We start from the raw sequence: 21439 nt of genomic DNA, 5'->3' as shown, positions 1-21439 counted from the left end.
ACCCAGGGATGGCGGGACAGACAGTGCAGGACTTCGACACAGACGTGATCATCGTGGGGGCCGGCCCCACCGGGCTCATGCTCGCGGGCGAACTGCGCCTCGCGGGCATCGAGGCCGTCGTACTGGAACGGCTGACCGAGCCGATGCGGCAGTCGCGTGCGCTCGGCTTCTCGGCCCGGACCATGGAGGAGTTCGCCCAGCGCGGGCTGCTGGAGGACTTCGGTGACCTCGGTGTCATCCCGATCGGTCACTTCGGCGGTATGCCGCTCGACTACACCATCGTGCCGGGCGGCAACTTCGGCGTGCGCGGGGTGCCGCAGGCGCTCACCGAACGGATCGTCCACAAGTGGGCGGCCGGCCTCGGCGCCGAGATCCGCCGCGGCTGGGAGCTGACCGGGCTGACCGCCACGGACGACGGCGTGGAGGTGCAGGCCGACACCCCGGACGGGCCGCGCACCCTGCGGGCCGCCTACGTGGTGGGCTGTGACGGCGCCCGCAGTGCGGTGCGCGGCCTGGCCGGCATCGAGTTCCCCGGCTACCCGGCCACCCTCGAGATGCTGATGGCCGACGTCACCGACGTGCAGGTACGGCTGCGTCCCACCGGTGAGCTCGGCGAGGCGGGCATGGTCGTCGTGCTGCCCGTCGGCCCGGACACCACCCGCGTCGTCGTCTTCGAGCGGGGCGCCGGCGTACGCCCGACGTCGGAGCCGCCCGCCTTCCAGGAGGTGGCCGACTCCTTCAAGCGGGTGACCGGCGACGACATCAGCGCCGGCACCCCCGTGTGGCTCAGCTACTTCACCGACGCCAGCCGTCAGGCCGCCCAGTACCGCAAGGGACGGGTCTTCCTGGCGGGCGACGCGGCGCACATCCACATGCCGATCGGCGCGCAGGGCATCAGCGCGGGCGTCGGTGACGCCGTCAACCTCGGCTGGAAGCTAGCCGCCGAGATCCGCGGCCACGCCCCGGAGGGGCTGCTGGACACGTACCACACCGAGCGGCACCGGGTCGCCGACCGCATCCTGGCCAACACGCTCGCGCAGCGCAGCCTGTACCTCGGCGGCCCCGAGATGGAGCCGATGCGGGCGGTCTTCGCCGAACTGCTGGGCTACCAGGACGTCCAGGAGCACCTGGTCGGCCTGGTCTCCGGCCTCGACATCACCTACGACGCCGCACCCGGCGACCACCCCCTGCTCGGCCGGCGGCTGCCGGACTTCCCGCTCGCCGGCCCGGACGGCGGGACGACCGCCTACGCGCTGCTGCACGGCGGGCGCGGTTACGTCCTCGACCTGCGCGGCGACGGCGACGTGCGCGCCGCGGCCGAGCCGTGGACGGACCGGATCGATGTCGTCACCACGGCCTCCCGGCCCGAGGGCGCGCTCGCGGACGCCGAGGCGGTGCTGGTCCGGCCCGACGGCTACATCGCCTGGATCGGCTCCGGCGGATCCGGGGCGGCCGGGCTGACGGACGCCCTGAGCCGCTTCTTCGGCGCCGCCCGCTGACCTACGGCGCCCCTCGACCTACGGCGCCCCTCGACCGGCGCCGCTCGCCGACCAAGCCCGACGCAAACCGAGCAACTGCCAACCCAGGAGAGACCATGCCGTTCATCAACCCCGAGGACGGGCACCTGACCGTCCTCAACCTGTTCAAGACCGACACCCGCCCCCGCGTGGACACGCTGGTCAAGGAGATGTCGAAGATCGTCGACACGGCGGCGTTCCCCGGCTGGATCTCCAGCACCGTGCACCGCGGCGAGGAGAAGCCGGGCACCTTGAACTTCATCCAGTGGCGGGGCATGCAGGACCTGGAGTCGCGTTACAACGACAGCGAGTTCAAGCACCACACCGTCCCGGTGTTCCGGGAGATCACGACGTACGTCCGCCTGATGCAGACCGAGGTGGAGTCCAGCCTGCGCCACCCCGCGCTGGGCGACGTCACGGAGGTCTCGCCGGCCCGCGACGACTACACGGTCATCGAGGTCCTCGGTGTGGACCCGGCCGAGCAGGGCGCGCTGGTCGCCGCGCAGGCCGGCGCGCACGACTGGCTGGTGGACGTCCCCGGCTACCGGTCGCAGACCGTGCTGCGCGGCATCCGCTCGCGCAACCTGGAGGGCGGCGACCGCACCCTGGCCACCGTGGGCACGGACCGTGACTTCGTCGTGGTCTACTCCCAGTGGGACGGCAAGGAGGCCTACGACGCCTTCCGCACGCAGGCCGAGTCCGAGTGGTCGGCCGTCCGGCGCACCTTCCGGGCCAAGCGCGACTCGCTGACGACGAGCGCCGACTGGAACAGCTACCGCGCCGTGCACACCCGCTCCGCGACCGAGCCCGCGGCGGTCTGACCCGACGGACACCGGCACACACGAGGGCCCCTGGCGGAACGCCAGGGGCCCTCGGTGTCGTCCGCTCAGCCGGCGATCTTGTCGCGGTGCCAGGCGGAGTCGAACGCGGTGACCTCGATGCGCGCACCGCCGGCGACCAGCGTGGCGGCCAGGCTCGTCGCCTTCGCGACGAACGCGGACACCCGGTGCGCCGCCAGCAGGTCCTGTTCGTCGAACGGCAGCCCCTCGCAGCGCAGCAGCCGCAGGTCCATGAAGCCGTTGAACGTGCGGCCCAGCACCTGCACCGCCTGCGGGCTGCGGACGGTGAAGCGCACCCGGGCCGCGACATGGCCGTTGTGGTGCTGGTCGGAGTAGTACGCGATGTCCGGGATCACCGGCGGCACGAAGTGGTCGCGCGCCGCGATCTCGGGGATCTTCGGCAGGTTGCCGACCAGGAAGTGCCACGAGTTGTACTGCATCCGCGAGGAGATGGCCCACGAGGTGTCGGCCAGCCGCGCGGCGGAGCCGCCGAAGAGCCGGCGGGAGTCCTGCGACGGGACGACACAGCAGAAGAAGTGCGGGATCTCCCACCCGGCGATCGTGGCGTACTCCTCCGCGCGCAGCGCCTCGATCAGCGCGGGCAGCGACCGCATCCCCCGGCTCATCGCGAAGTCGGCGTCGAACACCGCCGTCGCCGCGCGCACCGTCTCGTAGACCAGGGACTCCAGGCCGGTGCCGAACTCGCCGTGCGGCTCGGCCAGCCAGCCGGGGGACGCCGTGAGCTGCGCGGTCAGCCCGGCGAGATCGGCGCCGGTGACCGGGAGCCGCTCGCGCAGGCGTGCGCACAGCGCGGCCTCCAGCCGTGCCGCGTCGTCCTTGACGGGCCCGGCGGTCCGCTCGATCTTGTGCATCAGCGGGCCGTAGATCTCCCGGTAGAGCTGCACGCTCCCCATGAGTTCCCGGCGTCGCACCGCCAGCGCGCCCGCCAGTTCGTCGAGCGCGGCCACCGTGTGCGCGGCCGCGGCCGGCACCGGGGGCAGCGTGCCGGAGGCCGCGTTGTAGGCGGTGCGGGTCCGCTCCAGCAGCAGGGCCACATGGTCCGGTGTGAGCTGTGTGCCGTTGGCCTCCTCGATCCGGGCGTACCCGGCCGACCGCACCAGCAGCGTCAGGCACACCACCAGGAGCACGTCGCTGTCGGACCACAGCTCCAGCGGCACGGAACCCAGGGTGCTGAGCACGCAGTCGGGGTGGCCCGGCCGCAGCGTCTTGCCCGCCAGGGTGTTCCGGTCACGGAAGTTGGTGTACTGGCGGTCGCCGGCGTACAGGATGAACGGCGCCGTCCTGATCGCCGCCTCCGTCAGATCCCGCAGCAGGGTACGGCGGCCGTCGGCGCCGGCGGTCAGCAGCCACTGCCGGCAGTCGGCCACCGACTCCTGCAACCGGTCTGCCGCCAGGGCGAGTTCGACCTGGAAGTCGGCGAGGTCCTCGGCGGTCCAGGGCACCCGCAGCACGCCGTCGACCAGGTCCGCCGCGCCGCTCAGCGGGGGCTTGGACGGGACCCGGACGACGAGCCGGCCGCTGCGGTCCAGCCCGATCTCGCCGAGGAACGCGGTGGCGGCGCCGGCCCGGTCGGGGGACCGGCCGTCTGCCCGCCACGACCGGCCGACCAGGACCTTCAGCGCCGTCTCGTCCTCCACGGGCAGCGCCCGCAGCTGGATGTCCGCCGGGACGTGCCCGGCGAGCGTGAGCAGCGTGTCCACGGCCGTGGCCAGGTCCGGCGCCGCGAGCGCCTGCTGCCAGGTCTGCCTGAGCAGCGTCGGGAACCCGGCGTCCTGCGCCATCGGATAGTCCGGCTCGCCCGCGGCACCGGCCGGCCGGCCGAGCCTGCTGGGTCTGCGGCTCTGCCGGGCCTTCGCCAGCGCGGCCCTGCGGGAGAGCGTGGCGTCCGGCTCGGTGGGGAGAGTCATGCGCTTCCCCCGACCGTCAGGTCGATGTGGTCCCACATCCGGGCTTCCGTTGCGGTCCAGTCCTCGTCGACGTAGATGCAGTCGACGGGGCAGACCATCACGCACTTCGGGCAGCCCGAGCAGAGCTCGGGCACGATCACGACGTTGAGACCGTCGTCGAAGATCGCGCCGAACTCGGACGGGCAGCTGCGCAGGCACGTGTCACACGTGATGCACTCCGACGTCTCGATCCGGCGCGGTGGCTTCTTCCAGTTGTCGTCGCGGGACCGCCGCGCGATCCGCTCCGCGCGTCCGTCGGCGGCCACGGACGGCGTGTCCTTCACCTTCGACATGGTGTTGTCCCCTCCCAAGTGACGTCTCCTCAGCGGGTGTTCTCGGTGATGGCGTGCGAGATGCCGTCCCACAGCCGGGCCCGGGCCGCGAGCGCGCGGTCGATGGTGTCCCGGCACTCGGCCCACTTGGTCTCGTCGTCGCCGCACAGGTCGGCGAGCATCTGCATCGCCATCGGCGTGTGCTCCTCGGCGTCCACCTGGATGTGCCGGCGGAGGTAGTCGACGAAGGTGGACAGCGAGCCGTGGCCGGCGTCGAGCGCGGCGACCTGGTCGAACATGTCGGGGATCAGGTCCTCGCGGCCGAAGGCGAACGCCGCGGCCTGGCAGTGCACGGGCGCGTTGTCGATGAAGTCCCAGGTGGTGCCCACGAACGCGGCCACCGGCTCGGGCACGCCCGCCTCCCGGAGCGCGGCCGGGACGTCACGCCCCGCACGCAGCAGGCCGATGAAGGCGTCGATGCGCGCGGTGTCGGCGCCCGACTGGCGCATGCCGTCGAGGTACAGCTCGAAGTGACTGATGAAGCCGTCACCGAGTTCGTCGCTCTCCTCGACGAGCACGATGTCGTTGATGAGCCGGCGGCTGCCGGTGGCGGCGGACGGCACCCACGGCACCTCCACGCAGGTCAGCTGCCGCTGCAAAGCCTTGAGCAGCGACATGAAGTCCCACACGGCGAAGACGTGGTGCTCCATGAAGGTGACCACCGCGTCCACGCTGGTCAGCTGGGAGTAGATCGGGTGGCTGAGCACCTTCTGCCGGGACGGCTCGATGGCGTCCTTGAGCGTCTCGATGGCGGGGTGGGTGCCGTCCCATTCGTACCTGGACATGTCAAACATCGCCTCTTCTCGGGGTCGGTTGTGCGGGGTGGGCTGGGTGTGCGGTGCGGGTGAAGCGGGTGGGGCTAGAAGGCACCGAAGTACTCGCGGTGCTCCCATTCGGTGACGTCACCTGCGGCGGCCTCCGGACGCTCGGCCGCGCACCAGGCGTCGAACCGGGCGGCCTCGCTCTCCTTCAGCTTCGCCAGGCAGGACTTGAGCGGCGCGCCGAGCAGCCGTTCGGCGCTCTCGCTCGCGCGGAACGCCTCCAGCGCCTCGCGCAGGGTGCGGGGCAGGGCCGGGTACGGGCCGCGGCCGGCCGGAACTCCGGCGAGCAGCCCTTCGAGGCCGGCGTGCAGCTGGGCGGCGATCAGCAGGTAGGGGTTGGCGCACGGCTCCCCGACCCGGTTCTCGACATGGGTCGAGCTGCCGCCGGCGAGCACCCGGACCATGGCGCTGCGGTCCTCGAAGCGCCAGTCGACGGAGGTCGGGGCGAGCGAGAACTCCGGGGCGAGGCGCCGGTAGCCGTTCACCGTCGGTACGGACAGCAGACAGAACTCCCGCGCGCGGGACAGCAGTCCCTCGATGTAGGCCTGGCCCTGCGCGGAGACGGCGTCCTGCAGCCCGTCGCCCTCGGCGAACAGGTTGCGGCCGGTCTTGGTGCCGGCGACGGACTGGTGCAGATGCCACCCGCTGGCGTCGAAGCTGTCGAGCCGCGGCAGGGTCATGAACGAGGCGTGGTAGCCGCGCCGCCTGCACTCCTGCTTGAGCTGGGTGCGGAACAACAGCATCGCGTCGGCGGCGTCCTGCGCCAGCATCGGGTTGAAGGTCGTCTCCAGCTGACCGGGGCCCGACTCGTGCTCGAACGAGCGCAGCGGCAGGCCGAGTCTCAGCAGCATCGCGGCCAGCGGGTCGGCGACGTCGGCGACCGAGTCGTAGTAGCTGTCGAGGTTGAACTGGTAGCCGGGGTTCACGGCCGCCACCTCGGGGGCCGGCCCCTGCAGACCGAACCCGTTGCCCGCGTTGCCCACCGGGCCGCCGGTCAGCCGGGTCAGGTACCACTCGACCTCGAGACCGATGACCGGGGACAGCTCGTGCCGGTCGTACTCGGCGCACACCCGGCGCAGCACGCCTCGGGGGGAGAGCGGGTGCGGGGTGCCGTCGCGCAGGTACTCGTCGCCGAGCACCCAGGCGGTCCTCGGCTCGCTCCGGGGCAGCACCTGGAAGGTGCGCGGATCGGGGACGAGCACGAAGTCCCCGGCGCCGAGCAGTTCACCGACCCCTACACCGGCGTCCTCGAGGAAGTCGACGGCGACGGCGTGGCCGGTGTCGAAGAGGAACGGACCGGCGCTGAAGTCCATGCCGTTGCGCAGCACCGAGCGGAAGACGTCCGCGGGCACCGTCTTGGACCGGGCGAGACCGTGCGGGTCGCAGAAGGCCACCCGGACGAGGTCGACCTCGGCGAGCTGCAGTTCGACCTGCTCGGCCGCGGCGGCCTGCCGGTCGTCCCAGAGCCCGAACTCGGCGACGAACGAGGGGCGTCCGACGCCGCTCTCGCCGCCGTGCAGGGACCACGACCTGGACACCATGATCAGACTTCCTTTCGCTGTGCTGCCGGGGGAGTCAGGCTGAGGCCGAGCACCGTGCCGAGCAGCCCGGCGGCCGACAGCACCAGGTCGTCGGCGCCGGCCGGGGCCGGGAACTCGGCGGCGGACGGGGGCCGCTGCGGGGGGACGAGGCGGAGGCCGAGCGTCGTCTCGAGGAGTCCCGCGACGGAGAGCGCGAGATCGCCGTGGCCGTCCCGGCCCACGGGCTCGCCGAGGGTGTCGCCGAGCGTGTCGCCGTGCAGGGAACGCGACCTGAGCGCCATGATCATGTTCCTTCCGTTGTGCTGCCGGGGGGAGTGAGGGTGAGGCCGAGCGCCGTCTCGAGGAGGCCGGCGGCCGAGAGCACGAGGTCGTCGGCGCCGACGGCGCCCACGAGTTGCAGCCCCACAGGGAGCCCGGCCGGCGTGAGGCCGACGGGCAGCGACAGGGCGGGCTGACCGGTGAGGTTGAAGGGGTGGGCGGCCGGGGACCACGACAGCCAGCGCAGGTCCGCCGGGTCGGCGGCCCAGGGCGGGCCGATCGCGTCGGCGGCGAAGGGCTCGATCGGGACGGTCGCCATGGCCAGCAGGTCGTAGGACTCCATCACCATGGCGAGCCGCGCGCGCAGGGCGAGCCGGGCCTCCTCGGCACGGGCCACCGCGGCTGCGCTCAGCGAGCGCCCGTACCGCACGATCGCGAGCCGGCCCCGGTCGCAGCGCGAGTCGTCCGCCGGTGGGGTGCCGTGCGCGTCGGCGGCGGCGAGGATGTCCACCAGGGCGCCGTACGGGTCGGGGAACGGGACCTCGATGCGGTCGACGCGGTGCCCCAGCGCGGTCAGCACGGGCAGCACGCCCTCGGTGACGTCGCGGACCGGGTCCGCCGTGCCCGGGAACTCGATCCAGCCGATGCGCAGCGGGGCGGGCGGTGCCGTGGGCGGCGGTGGCACGGTCCCCGAGTCGGGGTCGCGGTGGTCGGGGCCCGAGAGCACCGGCATCAGCTCGGCGACGTCCGCCACACTGCGCGCCAGCGGCCCGACGTGGGACAACCGCTCGGCGCACGGCGGCACATAGGGGATCCGCCCGTAGGAGGGCTTGAACCCGACCACGCCGCAGAACGCCGCGGGGATGCGGACCGAGCCGGCTCCGTCGGTGCCGAGCGAGACGGTGCACAGACCCGCCGCCACGGCGGCCGCCGAACCCCCGCTGGAGCCGCCGGCGGTCCGGTCCGGCGCCCAGGGGTTACGGGTGGGGGCGGACACCCGGCTGACGGTGGACGCGCTCCAGCCGTACTCCGACGTCGTCGTCTTCCCCACGACGATCGCGCCGGCCGCCCGCAGCCGGGCCACGGCGGGAGCGTCGGCGGCGGTACGGCGGTTCGGCAGCAGCGATCCCCGCCGGGTGGGCAGGTCCTCGGTCTGGACGAGGTCCTTCACCGACACCGTGACGCCGAGCAGCGGCCGGTCGCGGAAGGCGGCCTCGCCGACGGCGGCGAGGAGGCGGTCGGCCGCCTCGGCCTCCCGCAGCGCACGGGTGTGCGCGACCTCGACGTACGCGCCGATCCCCGGGTCCGTCTCACGGATGGCGGTGAGCACGCCGGACACCTGCTCGACGACCGTGGAACGACCTTCGAGAAGAAATTGCCGTGTTTCATGAATGCCGCGGCGTACCGGCTGCCTACTCTTCGTTGTGGTGGAGTCTGACACGAGACCACTACAAGTCATCGCCCGAATTCAACGCAACTTACGGATTGCGGGTGTTGCATCTGCGCGCAATCCGCAGTTGAACAAGATTTCTTGCCGATTGGTCCGCGTGCGGAGCAGCATGTTTCCGAGGTAATTCAGACGCTTCTTAATCGCACAGGAGAAGACCCGATGACTCCACGGATGGACAACCCTTCCCTGGTCGTTCCCGGCGCCCTGCAGCCCCTGCTCGACCTGACCGAGGTCATCGGCAAGGTCGGCGTGCCGCAGACCACCCTCGACCTCGTCCGGCTGCGCGTCAGCGAGATCAACGGCCGTGTCTACACCTTCGACGACGAGGCGAAGGGGAAGCTCGACGAGCGCCTGCTGCGGGTGACCGGCTGGCAGACCGAGACCTGCTTCACCGATGCCGAGCGGGCCGCGCTGGCCATGGCCGAGGCCGTCACCCTGATGACCGACCCGCAGGACATGGCGTCGGACGAGGTCTGGGAGGACTCCTCCCAGTACTACACCGACGAGCAGCTCGGCGCGCTGGTCATGCACATCGGCCTGGTCAACTTCTGGAACCGCGTCAACGTGGCCACCGACCAGGAACCCGCGGCCTGGCGCTGACGAGGAGGACACCGCACCGTGTTGAAGCTCATCAACGCCGGCCTGGGCAGGACCGGCACCACGTCCCTGCAGGTGGCCCTGGACCGGCTCGGTCTCGGCCCCTGCTTTCACATGTTCGACATCGTCGGCGACGAACGGCGCCTCGAGCAGTGGGAGAAGATCGTCTGCGCGGGCGAACAGCCCGACTGGGCCGCGATGTTCGACGGCTACACCTCCGCGGTCGACGGCCCCTGCGCCGTCTACTACGAGCAGATCAGCAAGGCGTTCCCCGAGGCCAGGGTGATCCTGACGGTGCGCGACGCCGAGCGCTGGTACCGCAGCACCTACGACACGCTGTACCAGTTCGCGCTGCGCAGCAAGGAGCACCCGCCGCAGCCCGGATCCCGGCAGGACCGCCTGTTCCGTGTGGTCAACGCGATGGTCTGGGACGGCCTCTTCGAGGGCCGGTTCTCCGACCAGGAGCACGCCGTCGCCGCCTACCACCGGCACAACGAGGAGGTGGTGCGCGCCCTCGGTGCGGACAAGGTCCTCGTCTACGACGTGAAGCAGGGCTGGGAGCCGCTGTGCGCCTTCCTCGGCGTCGAGGTCCCCGACGAGCCGTTCCCGCACGCCAACGACTCCGAGGCCATGCGCCGGCGGATCGCCGAGGCGGCCGGGGCCGCTCCGGCCTCCGCCGGCTGAGCCGGCGAGGAGAATTCGGTGCTGATCTCGGAAATGAAGGTACCCGGCGCCTATCGCGTCGAACCCGAGCCGCTGAGCGACCGCCGGGGATATTTCTTCGAAGCGGTGAAGGCGAGTGCACTGCTGGCCGAGAGCGGCTGGGAGTTCACCGTCCGCCAGGTCAATTACTCGGTGTCCAAGCGAAACACCCTGCGCGGAATTCACGGCACCAAGGTCCCGCCCGGACAGACGAAGTTCGTCACCTGTGTCCGGGGGGCCGCGCTCGACATCGCCGTCGACCTCCGGGTGGGTTCGCCGACGTTCGGCCAGTACGACGTCACCCACCAGAGCCCGGAGTCGGGAACGGCCGTGTACCTGCCCGACGGCGTGGGACACGCGTTCCTCGCGCTCACCGACGACACCTGCATGAGCTACCTCTGCGGGCAGGAGTACGTGCCGGGCACCATGATCGACGTCGACGCGCTCGATCCGGAGCTGGCCCTGCCGTGGGACCTGAAGGAACCCCCGATCCGCTCGGACAAGGACGCCGTGGCCCCCACCCTGGCCGAGGCGGCCGCGGCCGGCCTGCTGCCCACCTATGAGCAGTGCCTGCCGCGTTCCCTGCCCGCTCTGCTGAACGGCTGCGTCAAGTAACGGCCCCCCGCGCTTCCCCGGGGCCCACGAGAAGAAACGGCAGCCGGCGTCCACCGACGCCGGCTGCCGTTCTCGTCCTGCCGGGGCCTGTCGGACAGGCCCTAGAGGGCGTGTGCGCGGATCCGGGACATCAGTCCGGCCTGGCGCACCAGCTCCCGGTGGTGCACCGTACGCGCCGCCGGGTCGCGGACGGCGTCGTGGAACGTGCGGAACACGCCGAGGAACTGGTCCGACGCCGCGGCGACGATCCTGGTCTCGCGGTCCCGCTGCTCCAGCCGCAGCACCGGCCGGGCGTCCCGTGAGGGGGTGAACGCCCACTCCAGGGTCAGCCGTCCCTCGCTGCCCCAGAGGTCGTACGTGGACCGGTAGCTGTGGGACAGGCCGAAGGAACAGTTCGCGGTGACGCCGTTGTCGCCCCGCAGCAGCGCCACCCCGGAGACGTCCACGCCCAGCTTCGGGTCGAACTCCAGGGCGGCGCCCAGCACCTGTGCCGAGGAGCCGAGGTACTCCTGGGCCGCGCGCACCGGATAGCAGCCGACCTCCCACAGCGCCCCGCCGCCGAGCTCCGCCTGGTACTTGATCCCGTTCGGGTCGGTCGGCGGGATGCCGAAGGCCCCGTTGTAGGCGCGCAGTTCGCCGATGGCCCCGTCGGCCAGCAGGGACCGCGCCTGCTCGTGCTGGGGGTGCCGGAGGAACGCGAAGTTCTCCATGACGGCCAGGCCGCGCTCCTCGGCGAGCGCGACGAGGGCCCGGGCGGTCTCCTCGCTGGGCACCGCCGGCTTCTCGATCAGGACGTGCTTGCCCGCGCTCAGCGCCCGGCGCGCCCACTCGGCGTGCTCGCTGTTCGGCAGCGGGATGTAGACCGCGTCGATCCCGGGCAGTTCCAGGAGCCGGTCGTACCCCGCGACGGCTTGGCAGCCGTACGGGGCCGCGACGCCCTCGGCCTTCTCCGGTGACCGGCTCGCCACCGCCACCAGACGGAACGGCGACTCCCGGATCGCCGGGAGGGCGCGCCGTACGGCGATGTCGGCGCACCCGATGATGCCGAGACCGGCCCTCCGCTCGGGTTCCTGAACAGATGTCAGTTCTTCGATATTCACAGGTCCACCTAAACGACAAGAGGAATTCGCGTGCCTGAACCGGGATGATGTCAGCTTGGGCGGGCGGTGCTTCGTTCGTCAATACCCGCCGATTTACACGGCTCTTGTGAAGGTAAAGGCAGCTTTCGGTCCAGCGTTCTCCCGCTATAAAGTGCGGGCATCCGCCCATTGGGCACGAATCCACTGAGGAGGCGCCAAGGTGAAGGGCATCATCCTGGCCGGCGGCAATGGTACGAGACTTCATCCGATCACGCTCGGTGTCTCGAAGCAAATGCTCCCGGTCTACGACAAGCCGATGATTTACTACCCCTTGTCGGCCCTGATGCTGGCGGGGATCACCGAGATCGAGATCATCACCACCCCCGATGACCGGGAGATGTTCCGCAGGCTGCTCGGTGACGGCTCGTGGCTCGGTATATCCCTGACCTACGCGGAGCAGGACAAGCCCCGGGGACTCGCCGACGCGTTCCTGGTGTCCGCGGACCACATCGGGGACGACTCGGTCGCCCTGATGCTGGGGGACAACATCTTCCACGGCTACGAGTTCGGCCCCATGGTGCAGCGGGCCGCGCAGGACATCGAGGGCTGCGTCCTCTTCGGCTACCCGGTGCGCGACCCGGAGCGCTACGGCGTCGGCACGCTCGACGCCCGGGGCCGGCTCGTCGCGCTCGAGGAGAAGCCCGCCAAGCCGCAGACGAACATGGCGATCACCGGGCTCTACCTCTACGACAACAAGGTCGTGGACTTCGCGCGGGAACTGAAGCCGTCGGAGCGCGGGGAGCTGGAGATCACCGATCTCAACCGCGTCTATCTGGAGCGCGGCGAGGCCACCCTGATTCCGCTCGGCCGCGGTTTCGTCTGGCTGGACACCGGAACCCATGACGCCCTGATGGAGGCCGGCGACTACGTGCAGGTCCTGGAACACCGACAGGGCGTGCGCATCGCCTGTCTCGAGGAGATCGCCTGGCGTATGGGCTACATCGACCGGGAGACCTGTTACCGGCTGGGCAGCCGCATCGCGAATTCGGCCTACGGCAAATACATCATGGAGATGGCCGAGGCCGGCTGAGCGTCCCCGACGTCTCCCTCACCGAAAGGAGTTCAACCGCCGTGAAATTCCTCTTCACCGTCGGCGGCAGCCAGGCGGCCGTGTTCGGCGTCGCCCCGCTCGCCGCCGCCGCGCGGAACGCCGGCCACGAGATCCTGGTCGCCGCCGACGAACCGCTGATGGCCGCCGCCGCTTCCGTGGGGCTTCCCGCGGTCTGCATCACCCCCGAGCGCATGCGCTACGGCCAGGAGGCCATGACGGCCGGCGTCCGGCTCGACGCCCTGCTGGAGCTGACCCGGGTGTGGTCCCCCGACATCGTCGTCGGCGGGCTGTCGCACGTGCCGAGGGTGCTCGCCGCCCGGCTCAAGGTCCCCTACGTCCGGCACATCTGGCACATCGCCCCGATGGCGCGCCGCGACCGCAAGGCCGTCGAGGAGCTGCAGCCGGAGCTGGAGCGCCTGGGCGTGACCGAACTGCCGGAGCCCGACCTCTTCATCGACCTGTGCCCGCCGTCCCTGCGCCCGCCGGGCGCCCCCGCCGCCCGGTCGATGCGCTGGGTGCCCCGGGTGAGCCAGCGCCGGGTCGAGCCCTGGATGTACACCCGCCCCGAGGGACGCCACCGGGTGCTGATCACCGCGGGCACCCGCAACCTGATGCTCGACACCGCCGGCAGCTCGCTGCGGACGCTGGTGGACGAGCTGACCGGGGCCGGGGCCGAGGTGCTGATCGCCGCGCTGCCGGAGGCCGCCGAGCGGTTCGGCGCGGAACTGGGCGACGTCCGCATCGGCTGGATCCCGCTGGACGTGGTCGCCCCCACCTGTGACCTGGCGGTCCATCACGGCGGTGCGACCACCGCGATGACGCTGGTCAACTCCGGCGTGCCGCAGCTGATCGTCCCCGACAACGGCTACGGCAAGGCCGTCGCGGAGGCCGTCCGCGACGCCGGCGCCGCCCTGATGGTCGACAAGCACCGGCCGCAGGACGGCCGGAACCCCGACGAGCTGATCACCGAGGGCTGCCGGGAGATCCTGTCCGACCCCCGGTACGCCGAGCGGACCCGGGCCGTCGCCGCGGAGACCGCGTCGCTGCCCACCCCCGCCGAAGTGCTGCGCGAGCTGGAGGCCGTGGCCGCGCGCTGACCGCCCACGGGCCGGCCGGTGCCACCGGCCGGCCGGCACGACGCGAATCGCCCTGAGATCCACGGGGAGTTCTCCGGGGGTCTCAGGGCGATTCGCGTCGCGGGCCGACGCAGAAAGGGAACCGGCGCTGCGGGGGAGCGCCGGTTCCCTTTCTGGAGCCGGACCTGCGGTCAGACCAGCGCTTCGAGCTTCGGCACGATCTCGCCCGGCGTGGGCAGGGTCGAGATCTCCTTGGCGAGGAACTGCGTCCGCTCGGTGTAGCTCGGCGTCTCCAGCAGCTCGCGGCAGGCGGCGGCGATGACCTCGCCGGGCGCCTTGTCGGGCTGCTCCGCCTGCGGCCACAGCGTCTTGGCGGCACCGAAGTCGCTGATGACCTTGGCGATGGCCTCCCGGTGGTAGTTCGGCGGGAACTCCGGGGGGTTCTCCGGGATGATCAGCTGCGGCACGCCGTTGGCCATGAAGGTCGTGGCGGTGGTCGCGCCGCCGTGGTGCACCGCCAGGTCACAGGTGGCGGCGGCGACGTCCATCGGGATCCAGCCGACGCGCGCGTCGCCCAGCTCCGAGCCGAACCGCTCGGCGGCACCGGGCGAGGCCGCGATCAGCACTTCGGCACCCGCCTCGTTCAGCTCGCTGACCAGCAGCGGCATGGACCAGCCCGGGTCGCGGAACATCAGGCTGCGGAACCCCGAGGTGATGACCACGCGGCGACGGCCCTCGGGGCGGGTGTACATCCAGCGCTCCAGGCGACGCTGGGGGTTGCTCGGGATCCAGCGCATGGGCTGCGCAGCGGGGTCGTGGGCCGGCCGCAGCGACGGCGGGGTCGAGTCGATGAACAGGTCGGGCTTCAGCAGCCCGTCCAGGCCCAGGCGCTCCAGCTCGGGCTGCAGCTCCAGCTCGGCGCCCGGGTCGATGCCGGTGACCGGGATGCCCAGGTACTCGACGTGGCGCACGTACGGGACCTTGAGGTGGGCGGCGAGCAGCATCGCCGCGTAGCTCTGCGAGCTGCCGACGACCACGTCCGGGGTCCAGTCCTTGGCCAGCTCCAGCAGGGACTCGACGCCGGCCAGGCCCATCCGGGCGAAGCCGCGGCCCTGGCCGATCATCTCGTCGTCGCCCAGCTCGCGGGGGAAGCGCAGGCCCCGGCCCGGGTTGGTGATCCGCATGAAGTGCCGGATCGGGTCGACGGTGTAGCAGAACGTGGGGAGTCCGATGGCCTCCGCGGTTTCCACCCACGGCTCGTGCGCGGCCAGGATGACCTGGTGGCCCGCGTTCCGCGCGGCCGTCGCCAGCGGTGCGGTCGCGTAGTAGGTGGCCTGGCTTCCCGTGGTGATGAACAGGATTTTCATGGCACTCCGGATGCTTTAGTGAGACGCGGCCTGACACATTTACGAACACCATCGAGGGCGCCGCCTTTTTCTGTCAATCACCCTCAATTGGCGACCCGTTCGATCGCGGATTTCCCGCAGTTGAACGGGTTGAACGGCAACGTCGGAGATGACGTCGGCCGGGTGGCTGGCCACCATGGGACAGAAGCTGTGGCGAGAAAGCCGCAGCAAAGCGGATATCGAAAGTCGGTGGCCCATATGAACACCCTGATCTACAACGCCCGTATGGCTCTCCGGGACATCATGGAAGTCAACATCTTCTCGCAGGGCAACGACAAGGTATTTCTCACCGTTTTCCCCGACCTGGTCTGGGAGGGCACCGAGGACACGCAGACGGAAAAGGTCATCCGCAACGTCATCGGCCGTCTTCACGACATGGACCTGGACGTCGCCGGCGGCGAGGCCGCCGTCCGCACCCTGCTGGACGCCGGTTCCGTGGAGATCGTCCGCAAGGCCGCCTGAATTCCGGTGCGCCGTGCCTTCGCGTCCCGCGGGCCGGTGGTCATTCCCGAGGAGGTTCGACGTTCGTGATACCCCGTTATGCACGGCCGGAGATGGCGGAACTCTGGACCGACCAGGCCCGCTACACCACCTGGGCCGAGGTGGAGGTCCTGGCCTCCGAGGCGCAGACGCTGCTCGGCCGGGTTCCCCAGGGCGCCCTGGAGGACATCCGGCGGGCCCGGGTGCCGTCGGCGGCGCACGTCGCCGAGCTCGAGCGTGAGCGGGACCACGAGATCCTCTCCTTCCTCGCCGCCTTCTGCGAGGACATCCCGGATGACTCCGCCCGCTGGGTGCACCTCGGCATGACGAGCTACGACCTGGTGGACACCGCCCTGGGGCACACCCTCGCCCGCGCCTGCGACCTGCTGACCGGTGCCACGGCGCAGCTGCGCGGCGCGCTGGTGGACAAGGCGTTGGAGCACTGGGACACGGCGTGCATCGGGCGCACCCACGGCATGCACGCCGAGCCCACGACGTTCGGCCACAAGCTCGCCGGGTTCGCCTTCGCCGTCGACCGCTCGGTCCGGCGGCTGAAGCAGGCTCGTGAGCAGGTCGCGGTGGGCACGATCTCCGGCTCCGTCGGGACGTACGCGCTGATCGACCCCTTCGTCGAGGAGCACGTGTGCGCGCGGCTCGGCCTCGGCGTGGAGCCGGCGCCGAGCCAGGTCGTGGCCCGCGACCGGCACGCCCAGCTCGTGCAGGCGATCGCGACGCTCGGTGCCTGCGTCGAGCAGATCGCCGTCGAGGTCCGGCTGCTGTCGCGCAGCGAGGTCCGCGAGGTGGAGGAGCCCCGGACGGCCGCCTACCAGGGGTCCAGCGCCATGCCGCACAAGCGCAACCCGACGACCAGCGAGCGCCTGTCCGGGCTGGCCAGGCTGCTGCGCGGGTACGCCGGGACGATGCTGGAGAACGTGGCGCTGTGGCACGAGCGGGACCTGTCCCACTCGTCCGTCGAACGGGTCGTCCTGCCGGACGCGTTCACCGTCGCGCACTACCAGGTGACCGCGGCGGCCGACCTGGTGCGCGGACTCCAGGTGTTCCCCGACCGGATGCGTGAGGCCATCGACCACACGGGCGGGCTGGCCTACAGCTCGGCGGTGCTCGCCGACCTCCTGGAGAGCGGCAGCGAGCGCGAGCGGACGTACCGGATGATCCAGGACGCCGCGAACGGGGAGGACTTCCTCACCCTGCTCAGGACCGAGGGGGTCGAGGCCGGTCTGCTGGGCCCCGAACGCTTCCTGGTGCACCATGACGTCATCCACAAGCGACTGGAGAACCTTCGTGAGCTGGACCATTGAGCGGGAGAACGGCGCCGATCTGGACCTCGGGGAGGTGCTGAGGGTCTACCGGGAGTCGGGCCTCGGCGAGCGCCGGCCGGTCGAGGACACCGCGCGCATGGCGGCGATGGTGCGGGGCGCCAACCTGGTCGTCACCTGCCGCGTCGACGGAGAGCTGGTCGGCATCGCGCGCAGCGTCTCGGACTTCTCCTACGTGACCTACCTGTCCGACATCGCGGTCGTCCGCGCCCACCAGCGCTCCGGCATCGGCAGGGAACTCATCGACGCGACCCGCAAGGAGGCGCCGCAGGCGAAGATCGTCCTGCTGTCGGCGCCGGCCGCGACGGAGTACTACCCGCACATCGGCTTCACCGCGCACCACTCCGCCTGGGTGCTGAACCCCTGACGCCCCGTCCGCAGTGCCCGCGCCGGTCCCCGGCGCGGGCGCTCTGCGTCCGGTCAGTGATGGCTCATGCCGCCCATGTCCATGCCGCCCATGTCCATGCCGGCCATGGGCATGACCCCCATGTGGTCGGCGGGCGTCACCACGAGGGGGCGCGTCATGTTCTGCTCGTGCTCCAGCATGTGGCAGTGGTGGACGCCCCTGCCGACGGCGGGGAACCGCACCGCCACGGTGACCAGTTCACCCGGGGTGCCGTTCGGCCCGGTCGTGATCTGGCCTGCCGTCCCGACCCGGATGATGTCCTTCTCGCCGGTCTCGTGGGCTTCGAGCACGGACGTGGCCTTGAACGTCATCGGGGTGGCCGAGCCGCGGGTGGCCCGGTCGAACCCGGTGACGTCGTACGTCTCGCGGGAGAGGACCTGGAAGTGGGCCAGGTGGATGTGCATGGGGTGCGGGGCCCCGGTGAGGTTGAGGTACTTCCAGACCTCCACGCCGTCGTGCGTGGCGGTGAACGTGCCGCCGTCGTCGTAGTCCATGGCCTTGCGGCGCAGGGTCGTGAGGGTGCCGTCGGCGTCCTTGACCTGGACGACCCCGGCGGAGGGGAAGGTGATCCCGGCCGCGTCGACCTCCTCCATCTCCCACATCTCGGGCATGTTCGCCGAGCCGGGGCCGACGATCAGCACCCAGCGCCGGCCGGCGTCCTTCGGCAGGTCGTCGTGGGTGACCCGCCGGAAGGTGGGCGAGAGCGCCGAGGGCAGCTTGAACCTGGTGTTCGGCCGCCGGTCGGCGACGCGGAACTGCATCACGTCCGGCTCCAGCAGGTCGTTGCGTCTGCTGGAGGTGCCGGGCACGACCCCGTCCAGTGTGTTGACCAGCTTCAGGGCCTGACCGGGGAACGCGCTGAAGTCGACGAGCACCTCCGCCCGTTCACCGGGGGAGAGGTTGAGTGCGCCGTCGGCCGCGGCCGGCTTGCCGATCAGGCCCTGGTCGGTACCGACGACCGTGAGCGCGCCCGGGACGGGCTTGCCGTCCGCCAGCAGCATCAGCCGGTAGAGCCGGGAGTTGGCGGTGTTGACGATCCGGAACCGGTACCAGCGCGGATCGACCTCGAGGTACGGCCAGACCACGCCGTTGACGAGGGTGTACGGGGCCGCGTGTGCGCGCATCAGCCGCTGCGCGCCGACCATCTCCACCTTGTGGACCAGCCGGCCGGTGAGCGCGCCCTGCGCGTCCAGGCCGAAGTTGCGGTCGCTGAGGATCAGCGGCACCTCGTGCTCGCCCTTGGGCAGGTCCAGGTCCCGTTCCTCGGGGCCGCGCGCGACGAACAGGCCGGTGAGCCCGGCGAACACGGTGAAGCGGCTCACGTGGTGGGTGTGGTCGTGGTACCAGAGGGTCGTCGCGGCCTGGCCGTTCGGGTACGCGCACAGCTGTACCTCGCCGGGTGCGATCAGGTTCTCCATCCAGCCGTCGCTGCCGCCGCCGGCCAGCATGCCGTGCAGGTGCACCGCGGCCCACGGCCCGAGGCCCGCAACCCCGGCGACCTCCTGGCAGCCGTCCGTCCCGGGGTAGTTGGAGAGCGGGTCGGCCATCGGGCCCTTGGCCTGGCCGAAGTCGACGGCGGTGACCGGTATGTTCCCGGTCAGCCGGTTCTCCCAGGCCACCCGGAGCGGACGGCCGCGGGTCGTCTCGATCGTCGGACCCGGATAGCTGCCCTCGTAGGTCCACATCGTCACCGGCGGCAGATCCGAGTGCACGGTGACGTCGGCGGTGCGCATCCGCACGGTCAGCTCGTCGTGGTCGCCGTGCTCGTGGGGCCGCAGCACCGGCGGGATCCGCAGCGGGTCCTTGAACTTGGTCAGCTTCAGCTCGGGCGCCGACGGCTCGGGTCCGCCGGGGGCCGGTGCCGCCTCGGCCCGGGTCCGGGCGAAGAAGGGGGTTCCGGCCACCAGGGCGCCGAGCCCGGCGACGGTGCCGCCGCGCAGCAGCGTGCGGCGCTTGAGGGACGCGACGTCCGAGGGGCCGGCGTCCGGCGCGGGAATGTCTGACTTGTCGTCATATCTTCGTTCCATTTGCCAGACGCTAGGCACGCCCGCTCTCGGCGCCCTCGAGTCCGGCTCCAGTGCGCCGCCCACCTGCGGAGCCGTCGGATTCAGGCCACGGGGCCGGCCGCCGCCACCATCTCGCCGTCCCGGTGGACGAGCGTCGCGTAGTGGCCACCGAGGGCGAGCAGCTCCTCGTGGGTGCCGCGCTCGGCGATCCGGCCCCGCTCCAGCACGAGGATCTCGTCGGCCTCGCGGATGGTGGACAGCCGGTGGGCGACCGTGATGGTGGTACGGCCCGCGCTGGCCGCGTCGATGGCCTTCTGGACGGCCTGCTCGGTCTGGGTGTCCAGGGCGCTGGTGGCCTCGTCGAGCACCAGGACGGGCGGGTCGCGCAGGATCGCGCGGGCGATCGCGAGCCGCTGTTTCTCCCCGCCGGAGAACCGGTAGCCGCGCTCGCCGACCACCGTGTCGTAGCCGTCGGGCAGGGACGTCAGATAGTCGTGGATGCGCGCGATCCGCGCCGCCGCGACCAGTTCCTCGTCGGTCGCGTCGGGCTTGGCGAACCGCAGGTTGTCGGCGACCGAGGCGTGGAAGAGGTACGTCTCCTGGGAGACGACGCCGACCGCGGCGGTGAGCGTGGCGAAGGACAGGTCGCGGACGTCGACGCCGTCGATGGTGACGGACCCGGACGTGGCGTCGTACAGCCGCGGGATCAGATAGCTGAGGGTGGTCTTGCCCGAGCCCGTCTCGCCGACGATCGCGAGACTGCGTCCGGCGGGCACGGTCACGTCGATGTCCCGCAGCGTCGGCCGCTCCGCCCCCGCGTAGGAGAAGCCGACCCCGCGCAGGCACACCTCGCCGCGCAGCTCGGCCGGCTCGACGGGGGACTGCGGCTCGGCGACGTCGACGGGCAGGTCGAGGTACTCGAAGATGCGGCCGAACAGCTCCAGGGAGCTCTGGATGTCCAGCCCGATGCTCAGCAGCCGCTGCGCCGGCCGGAACAGGGCCTGCTGGAGGGTGGTGAAGGCGACCAGGGCGCCCAGGGATATGGACATGTGGCCGCCTGACCCGGTCAGCCCGGCCACCCAGTAGATCACCGCGGGCATGGAGGCCATGACGACCCAGATCGTGGACTGGTACCACAGGCCCGCCGTGCTCGCGCGGACCTCGATCTCGGTGAGCTTGCGGGACTGCTCGGCGAAGGTGTCGGTCAGCGACCGGGAGCGGCCCATGGTGTGGCCGAGCATGATCCCGCTGACCGACAGGGACTCGTGCACGGTCGAGGAGAGCACGGCGAGCTGCCGCTGCCGGTCGCGGCTGATCACCCGGCGCTCGTCCCCGACATGGCGGCTGACCCAGACGAACGCCGGGAGGATGATCATCGAGGCGATGGTCAGCCGCCAGTCGAGCGTGGCCATCGCGGTGACCGTGGCGACGACGATCGTCAGGTCCGACACCAGTGCCGTGGCGGTGGTCGTGACGGTGACCTGCATCCCGCCGATGTCGTTGGCGATGCGCGACTGCACCTCGCCGCTGCGGGTCCGGGTGAAGAAGGCCAGCGACATGCGCTGCAGATGGGCGTAGACGGCGGTGCGCAGATCGTGCATGACGAGCTGGCCGACCTTGGCCGAGACATACGTCTGCCAGACGTTGAACGTGCTGGTGGCGACCGAGACGACGATCATGGCGAGCGCGAGCAGGGACAGCAGTCCCCTCCTGCCCTGCGGCAGCGCCACGTCCATGATCTCCCGGATCAGGAAGGGGTTGACGAGGGAGACCAGGGATGAGACCACGACCAGGAGCGCGACGAACAGCAGGCTCCTCCAGTAGGGGCGGAACAGTCCGAGGATGCGTCGCTTCTGTACGGGGAGATGAGCGGTGGCCGAGCCGGAGGGTCTCACCCTG

Annotated in this window: 20 protein-coding genes; 10 read left to right on the top strand and 10 right to left on the bottom strand. The window is 71.2% G+C overall.

Features of this window, described 5'->3' with window-relative positions:
- Window positions 1-8: 8 nt before the first annotated feature.
- Window positions 9-1499 (top strand): FAD-dependent monooxygenase, encoded by a 1491-nt coding sequence (locus ACIHEJ_RS32015; RefSeq protein WP_400140680.1) that lies wholly within the window; start codon window positions 9-11, stop codon window positions 1497-1499.
- A 95-nt stretch (window positions 1500-1594) separates the two neighbouring features.
- Entirely contained in the window at window positions 1595-2338 is a 744-nt protein-coding gene (locus ACIHEJ_RS32010) for an antibiotic biosynthesis monooxygenase family protein (RefSeq protein ID WP_400140678.1), read from the top strand.
- A gap of 65 nt (window positions 2339-2403) precedes the next feature.
- Here ACIHEJ_RS32010 and ACIHEJ_RS32005 read toward each other — a convergent pair whose 3' ends face one another.
- The 6 genes from ACIHEJ_RS32005 to ACIHEJ_RS31980 form a co-directional block, all read right to left on the bottom strand.
- Window positions 2404-4284 (bottom strand): hypothetical protein, encoded by a 1881-nt coding sequence (locus tag ACIHEJ_RS32005; protein WP_400140676.1) that lies wholly within the window; start codon window positions 4282-4284, stop codon window positions 2404-2406.
- Window positions 4281-4616, bottom strand: a complete 336-nt coding sequence (locus ACIHEJ_RS32000; RefSeq protein WP_400140674.1) for a 4Fe-4S dicluster-binding protein — start codon at window positions 4614-4616, stop codon at window positions 4281-4283. Before ACIHEJ_RS32000 ends, ACIHEJ_RS32005 begins: the two co-directional genes overlap by 4 nt.
- Before the next feature lie 29 nt (window positions 4617-4645).
- The gene (locus ACIHEJ_RS31995; RefSeq protein ID WP_400140672.1) at window positions 4646-5440 is read right to left on the bottom strand and encodes a DUF3050 domain-containing protein; all 795 of its coding nucleotides are present in this window, start codon (window positions 5438-5440) and stop codon (window positions 4646-4648) included.
- 74 nt (window positions 5441-5514) lie between these two features.
- Window positions 5515-7017: a glutamine synthetase family protein gene (locus ACIHEJ_RS31990; RefSeq protein ID WP_400140670.1), complete on the bottom strand. Its 1503-nt coding sequence runs from the start codon at window positions 7015-7017 to the stop codon at window positions 5515-5517.
- 2 nt (window positions 7018-7019) lie between these two features.
- On the bottom strand, window positions 7020-7298 hold the full coding sequence (locus ACIHEJ_RS31985; protein WP_400140668.1) for a hypothetical protein: 279 nt from the start codon (window positions 7296-7298) through the stop codon (window positions 7020-7022).
- Window positions 7299-7300: 2 nt separating this feature from the next.
- Window positions 7301-8605, bottom strand: a complete 1305-nt coding sequence (locus ACIHEJ_RS31980) for an amidase (RefSeq protein ID WP_400140666.1) — start codon at window positions 8603-8605, stop codon at window positions 7301-7303.
- 279 nt (window positions 8606-8884) lie between these two features.
- Here ACIHEJ_RS31980 and ACIHEJ_RS31975 point away from each other — a divergent pair, with 279 nt between their 5' ends.
- Genes ACIHEJ_RS31975 through ACIHEJ_RS31965 form a run of 3 tightly spaced genes read left to right on the top strand, consistent with a single transcriptional unit; the run spans window position 8885 to window position 10639 of the window.
- A complete protein-coding gene (locus ACIHEJ_RS31975) occupies window positions 8885-9325 on the top strand; it encodes a carboxymuconolactone decarboxylase family protein (protein ID WP_400140664.1) in 441 nt (146 codons plus the stop codon).
- Window positions 9326-9343: 18 nt separating this feature from the next.
- Window positions 9344-10006, top strand: a complete 663-nt coding sequence (locus ACIHEJ_RS31970) for a sulfotransferase family protein (protein ID WP_400140662.1) — start codon at window positions 9344-9346, stop codon at window positions 10004-10006.
- A gap of 18 nt (window positions 10007-10024) precedes the next feature.
- Entirely contained in the window at window positions 10025-10639 is a 615-nt protein-coding gene (locus ACIHEJ_RS31965; RefSeq protein ID WP_400140660.1) for a dTDP-4-dehydrorhamnose 3,5-epimerase family protein, read from the top strand.
- A 101-nt stretch (window positions 10640-10740) separates the two neighbouring features.
- Here the strand turns inward: ACIHEJ_RS31965 and ACIHEJ_RS31960 are convergent, their stop codons facing one another.
- On the bottom strand, window positions 10741-11739 hold the full coding sequence (locus ACIHEJ_RS31960) for a Gfo/Idh/MocA family protein (RefSeq protein ID WP_400140658.1): 999 nt from the start codon (window positions 11737-11739) through the stop codon (window positions 10741-10743).
- A 199-nt stretch (window positions 11740-11938) separates the two neighbouring features.
- Between ACIHEJ_RS31960 and rfbA the strand changes: the two genes are divergently transcribed.
- Both rfbA and ACIHEJ_RS31950 read left to right on the top strand, forming a co-directional pair.
- Window positions 11939-12808, top strand: a complete 870-nt coding sequence (gene rfbA, locus ACIHEJ_RS31955) for a glucose-1-phosphate thymidylyltransferase RfbA (RefSeq protein ID WP_400140656.1) — start codon at window positions 11939-11941, stop codon at window positions 12806-12808.
- A gap of 41 nt (window positions 12809-12849) precedes the next feature.
- Window positions 12850-13926 (top strand): nucleotide disphospho-sugar-binding domain-containing protein, encoded by a 1077-nt coding sequence (locus ACIHEJ_RS31950; RefSeq protein WP_400140654.1) that lies wholly within the window; start codon window positions 12850-12852, stop codon window positions 13924-13926.
- Window positions 13927-14096: 170 nt separating this feature from the next.
- On the opposite strand, the gene ACIHEJ_RS31945 is transcribed toward ACIHEJ_RS31950, so the two are convergent.
- Window positions 14097-15272, bottom strand: coding sequence for a glycosyltransferase (locus tag ACIHEJ_RS31945; protein ID WP_400140652.1), 1176 nt, complete (start codon window positions 15270-15272; stop codon window positions 14097-14099).
- Between the two features lie 237 nt (window positions 15273-15509).
- Here ACIHEJ_RS31945 and ACIHEJ_RS31940 point away from each other — a divergent pair, with 237 nt between their 5' ends.
- From ACIHEJ_RS31940 to ACIHEJ_RS31930, 3 genes are all read left to right on the top strand, one after another.
- Window positions 15510-15773, top strand: a complete 264-nt coding sequence (locus ACIHEJ_RS31940; RefSeq protein WP_400140650.1) for a hypothetical protein — start codon at window positions 15510-15512, stop codon at window positions 15771-15773.
- 65 nt (window positions 15774-15838) lie between these two features.
- The gene (purB, locus tag ACIHEJ_RS31935) at window positions 15839-17110 is read left to right on the top strand and encodes an adenylosuccinate lyase (RefSeq protein WP_400140649.1); all 1272 of its coding nucleotides are present in this window, start codon (window positions 15839-15841) and stop codon (window positions 17108-17110) included.
- The gene (locus ACIHEJ_RS31930) at window positions 17094-17495 is read left to right on the top strand and encodes a GNAT family N-acetyltransferase (RefSeq protein WP_400140647.1); all 402 of its coding nucleotides are present in this window, start codon (window positions 17094-17096) and stop codon (window positions 17493-17495) included. The genes purB and ACIHEJ_RS31930 overlap by 17 nt, the downstream gene beginning before the upstream one ends.
- A gap of 53 nt (window positions 17496-17548) precedes the next feature.
- Here ACIHEJ_RS31930 and ACIHEJ_RS31925 read toward each other — a convergent pair whose 3' ends face one another.
- A complete protein-coding gene (locus tag ACIHEJ_RS31925; protein WP_400140645.1) occupies window positions 17549-19561 on the bottom strand; it encodes a multicopper oxidase family protein in 2013 nt (670 codons plus the stop codon).
- Between the two features lie 80 nt (window positions 19562-19641).
- Window positions 19642-21435, bottom strand: a complete 1794-nt coding sequence (locus ACIHEJ_RS31920) for an ABC transporter ATP-binding protein (protein WP_400140643.1) — start codon at window positions 21433-21435, stop codon at window positions 19642-19644.
- Between the last annotated feature and the right edge of the window lie 4 nt (window positions 21436-21439).

The organism is Streptomyces sp. NPDC052301 (genome assembly GCF_044593395.1).
Classification (GTDB): domain Bacteria; phylum Actinomycetota; class Actinomycetes; order Streptomycetales; family Streptomycetaceae; genus Streptomyces.
This window is presented reverse-complemented; position numbering and strand designations above follow the sequence as displayed.

Bases quoted from the DNA above. Each gene is read 5' to 3' on its own strand.
- ACIHEJ_RS32000 (WP_400140674.1), bottom strand. From the start codon at position 4,616: ATGTCGAAGGTGAAGGACACGCCGTCCGTGGCCGCCGACGGACGCGCG.
- ACIHEJ_RS32010 (WP_400140678.1), top strand. From the start codon at position 1,595: ATGCCGTTCATCAACCCCGAGGACGGGCACCTGACCGTCCTCAACCTG.
- ACIHEJ_RS31945 (WP_400140652.1), bottom strand. From the start codon at position 15,272: ATGAAAATCCTGTTCATCACCACGGGAAGCCAGGCCACCTACTACGCG.
- ACIHEJ_RS31995 (WP_400140672.1), bottom strand. From the start codon at position 5,440: ATGTCCAGGTACGAATGGGACGGCACCCACCCCGCCATCGAGACGCTC.
- ACIHEJ_RS32005 (WP_400140676.1), bottom strand. From the start codon at position 4,284: ATGACTCTCCCCACCGAGCCGGACGCCACGCTCTCCCGCAGGGCCGCG.
- ACIHEJ_RS31940 (WP_400140650.1), top strand. From the start codon at position 15,510: ATGAACACCCTGATCTACAACGCCCGTATGGCTCTCCGGGACATCATG.
- ACIHEJ_RS31990 (WP_400140670.1), bottom strand. From the start codon at position 7,017: ATGGTGTCCAGGTCGTGGTCCCTGCACGGCGGCGAGAGCGGCGTCGGA.
- ACIHEJ_RS31925 (WP_400140645.1), bottom strand. From the start codon at position 19,561: ATGGAACGAAGATATGACGACAAGTCAGACATTCCCGCGCCGGACGCC.
- ACIHEJ_RS31985 (WP_400140668.1), bottom strand. From the start codon at position 7,298: ATGGCGCTCAGGTCGCGTTCCCTGCACGGCGACACGCTCGGCGACACC.
- ACIHEJ_RS32015 (WP_400140680.1), top strand. From the start codon at position 9: ATGGCGGGACAGACAGTGCAGGACTTCGACACAGACGTGATCATCGTG.
- ACIHEJ_RS31975 (WP_400140664.1), top strand. From the start codon at position 8,885: ATGACTCCACGGATGGACAACCCTTCCCTGGTCGTTCCCGGCGCCCTG.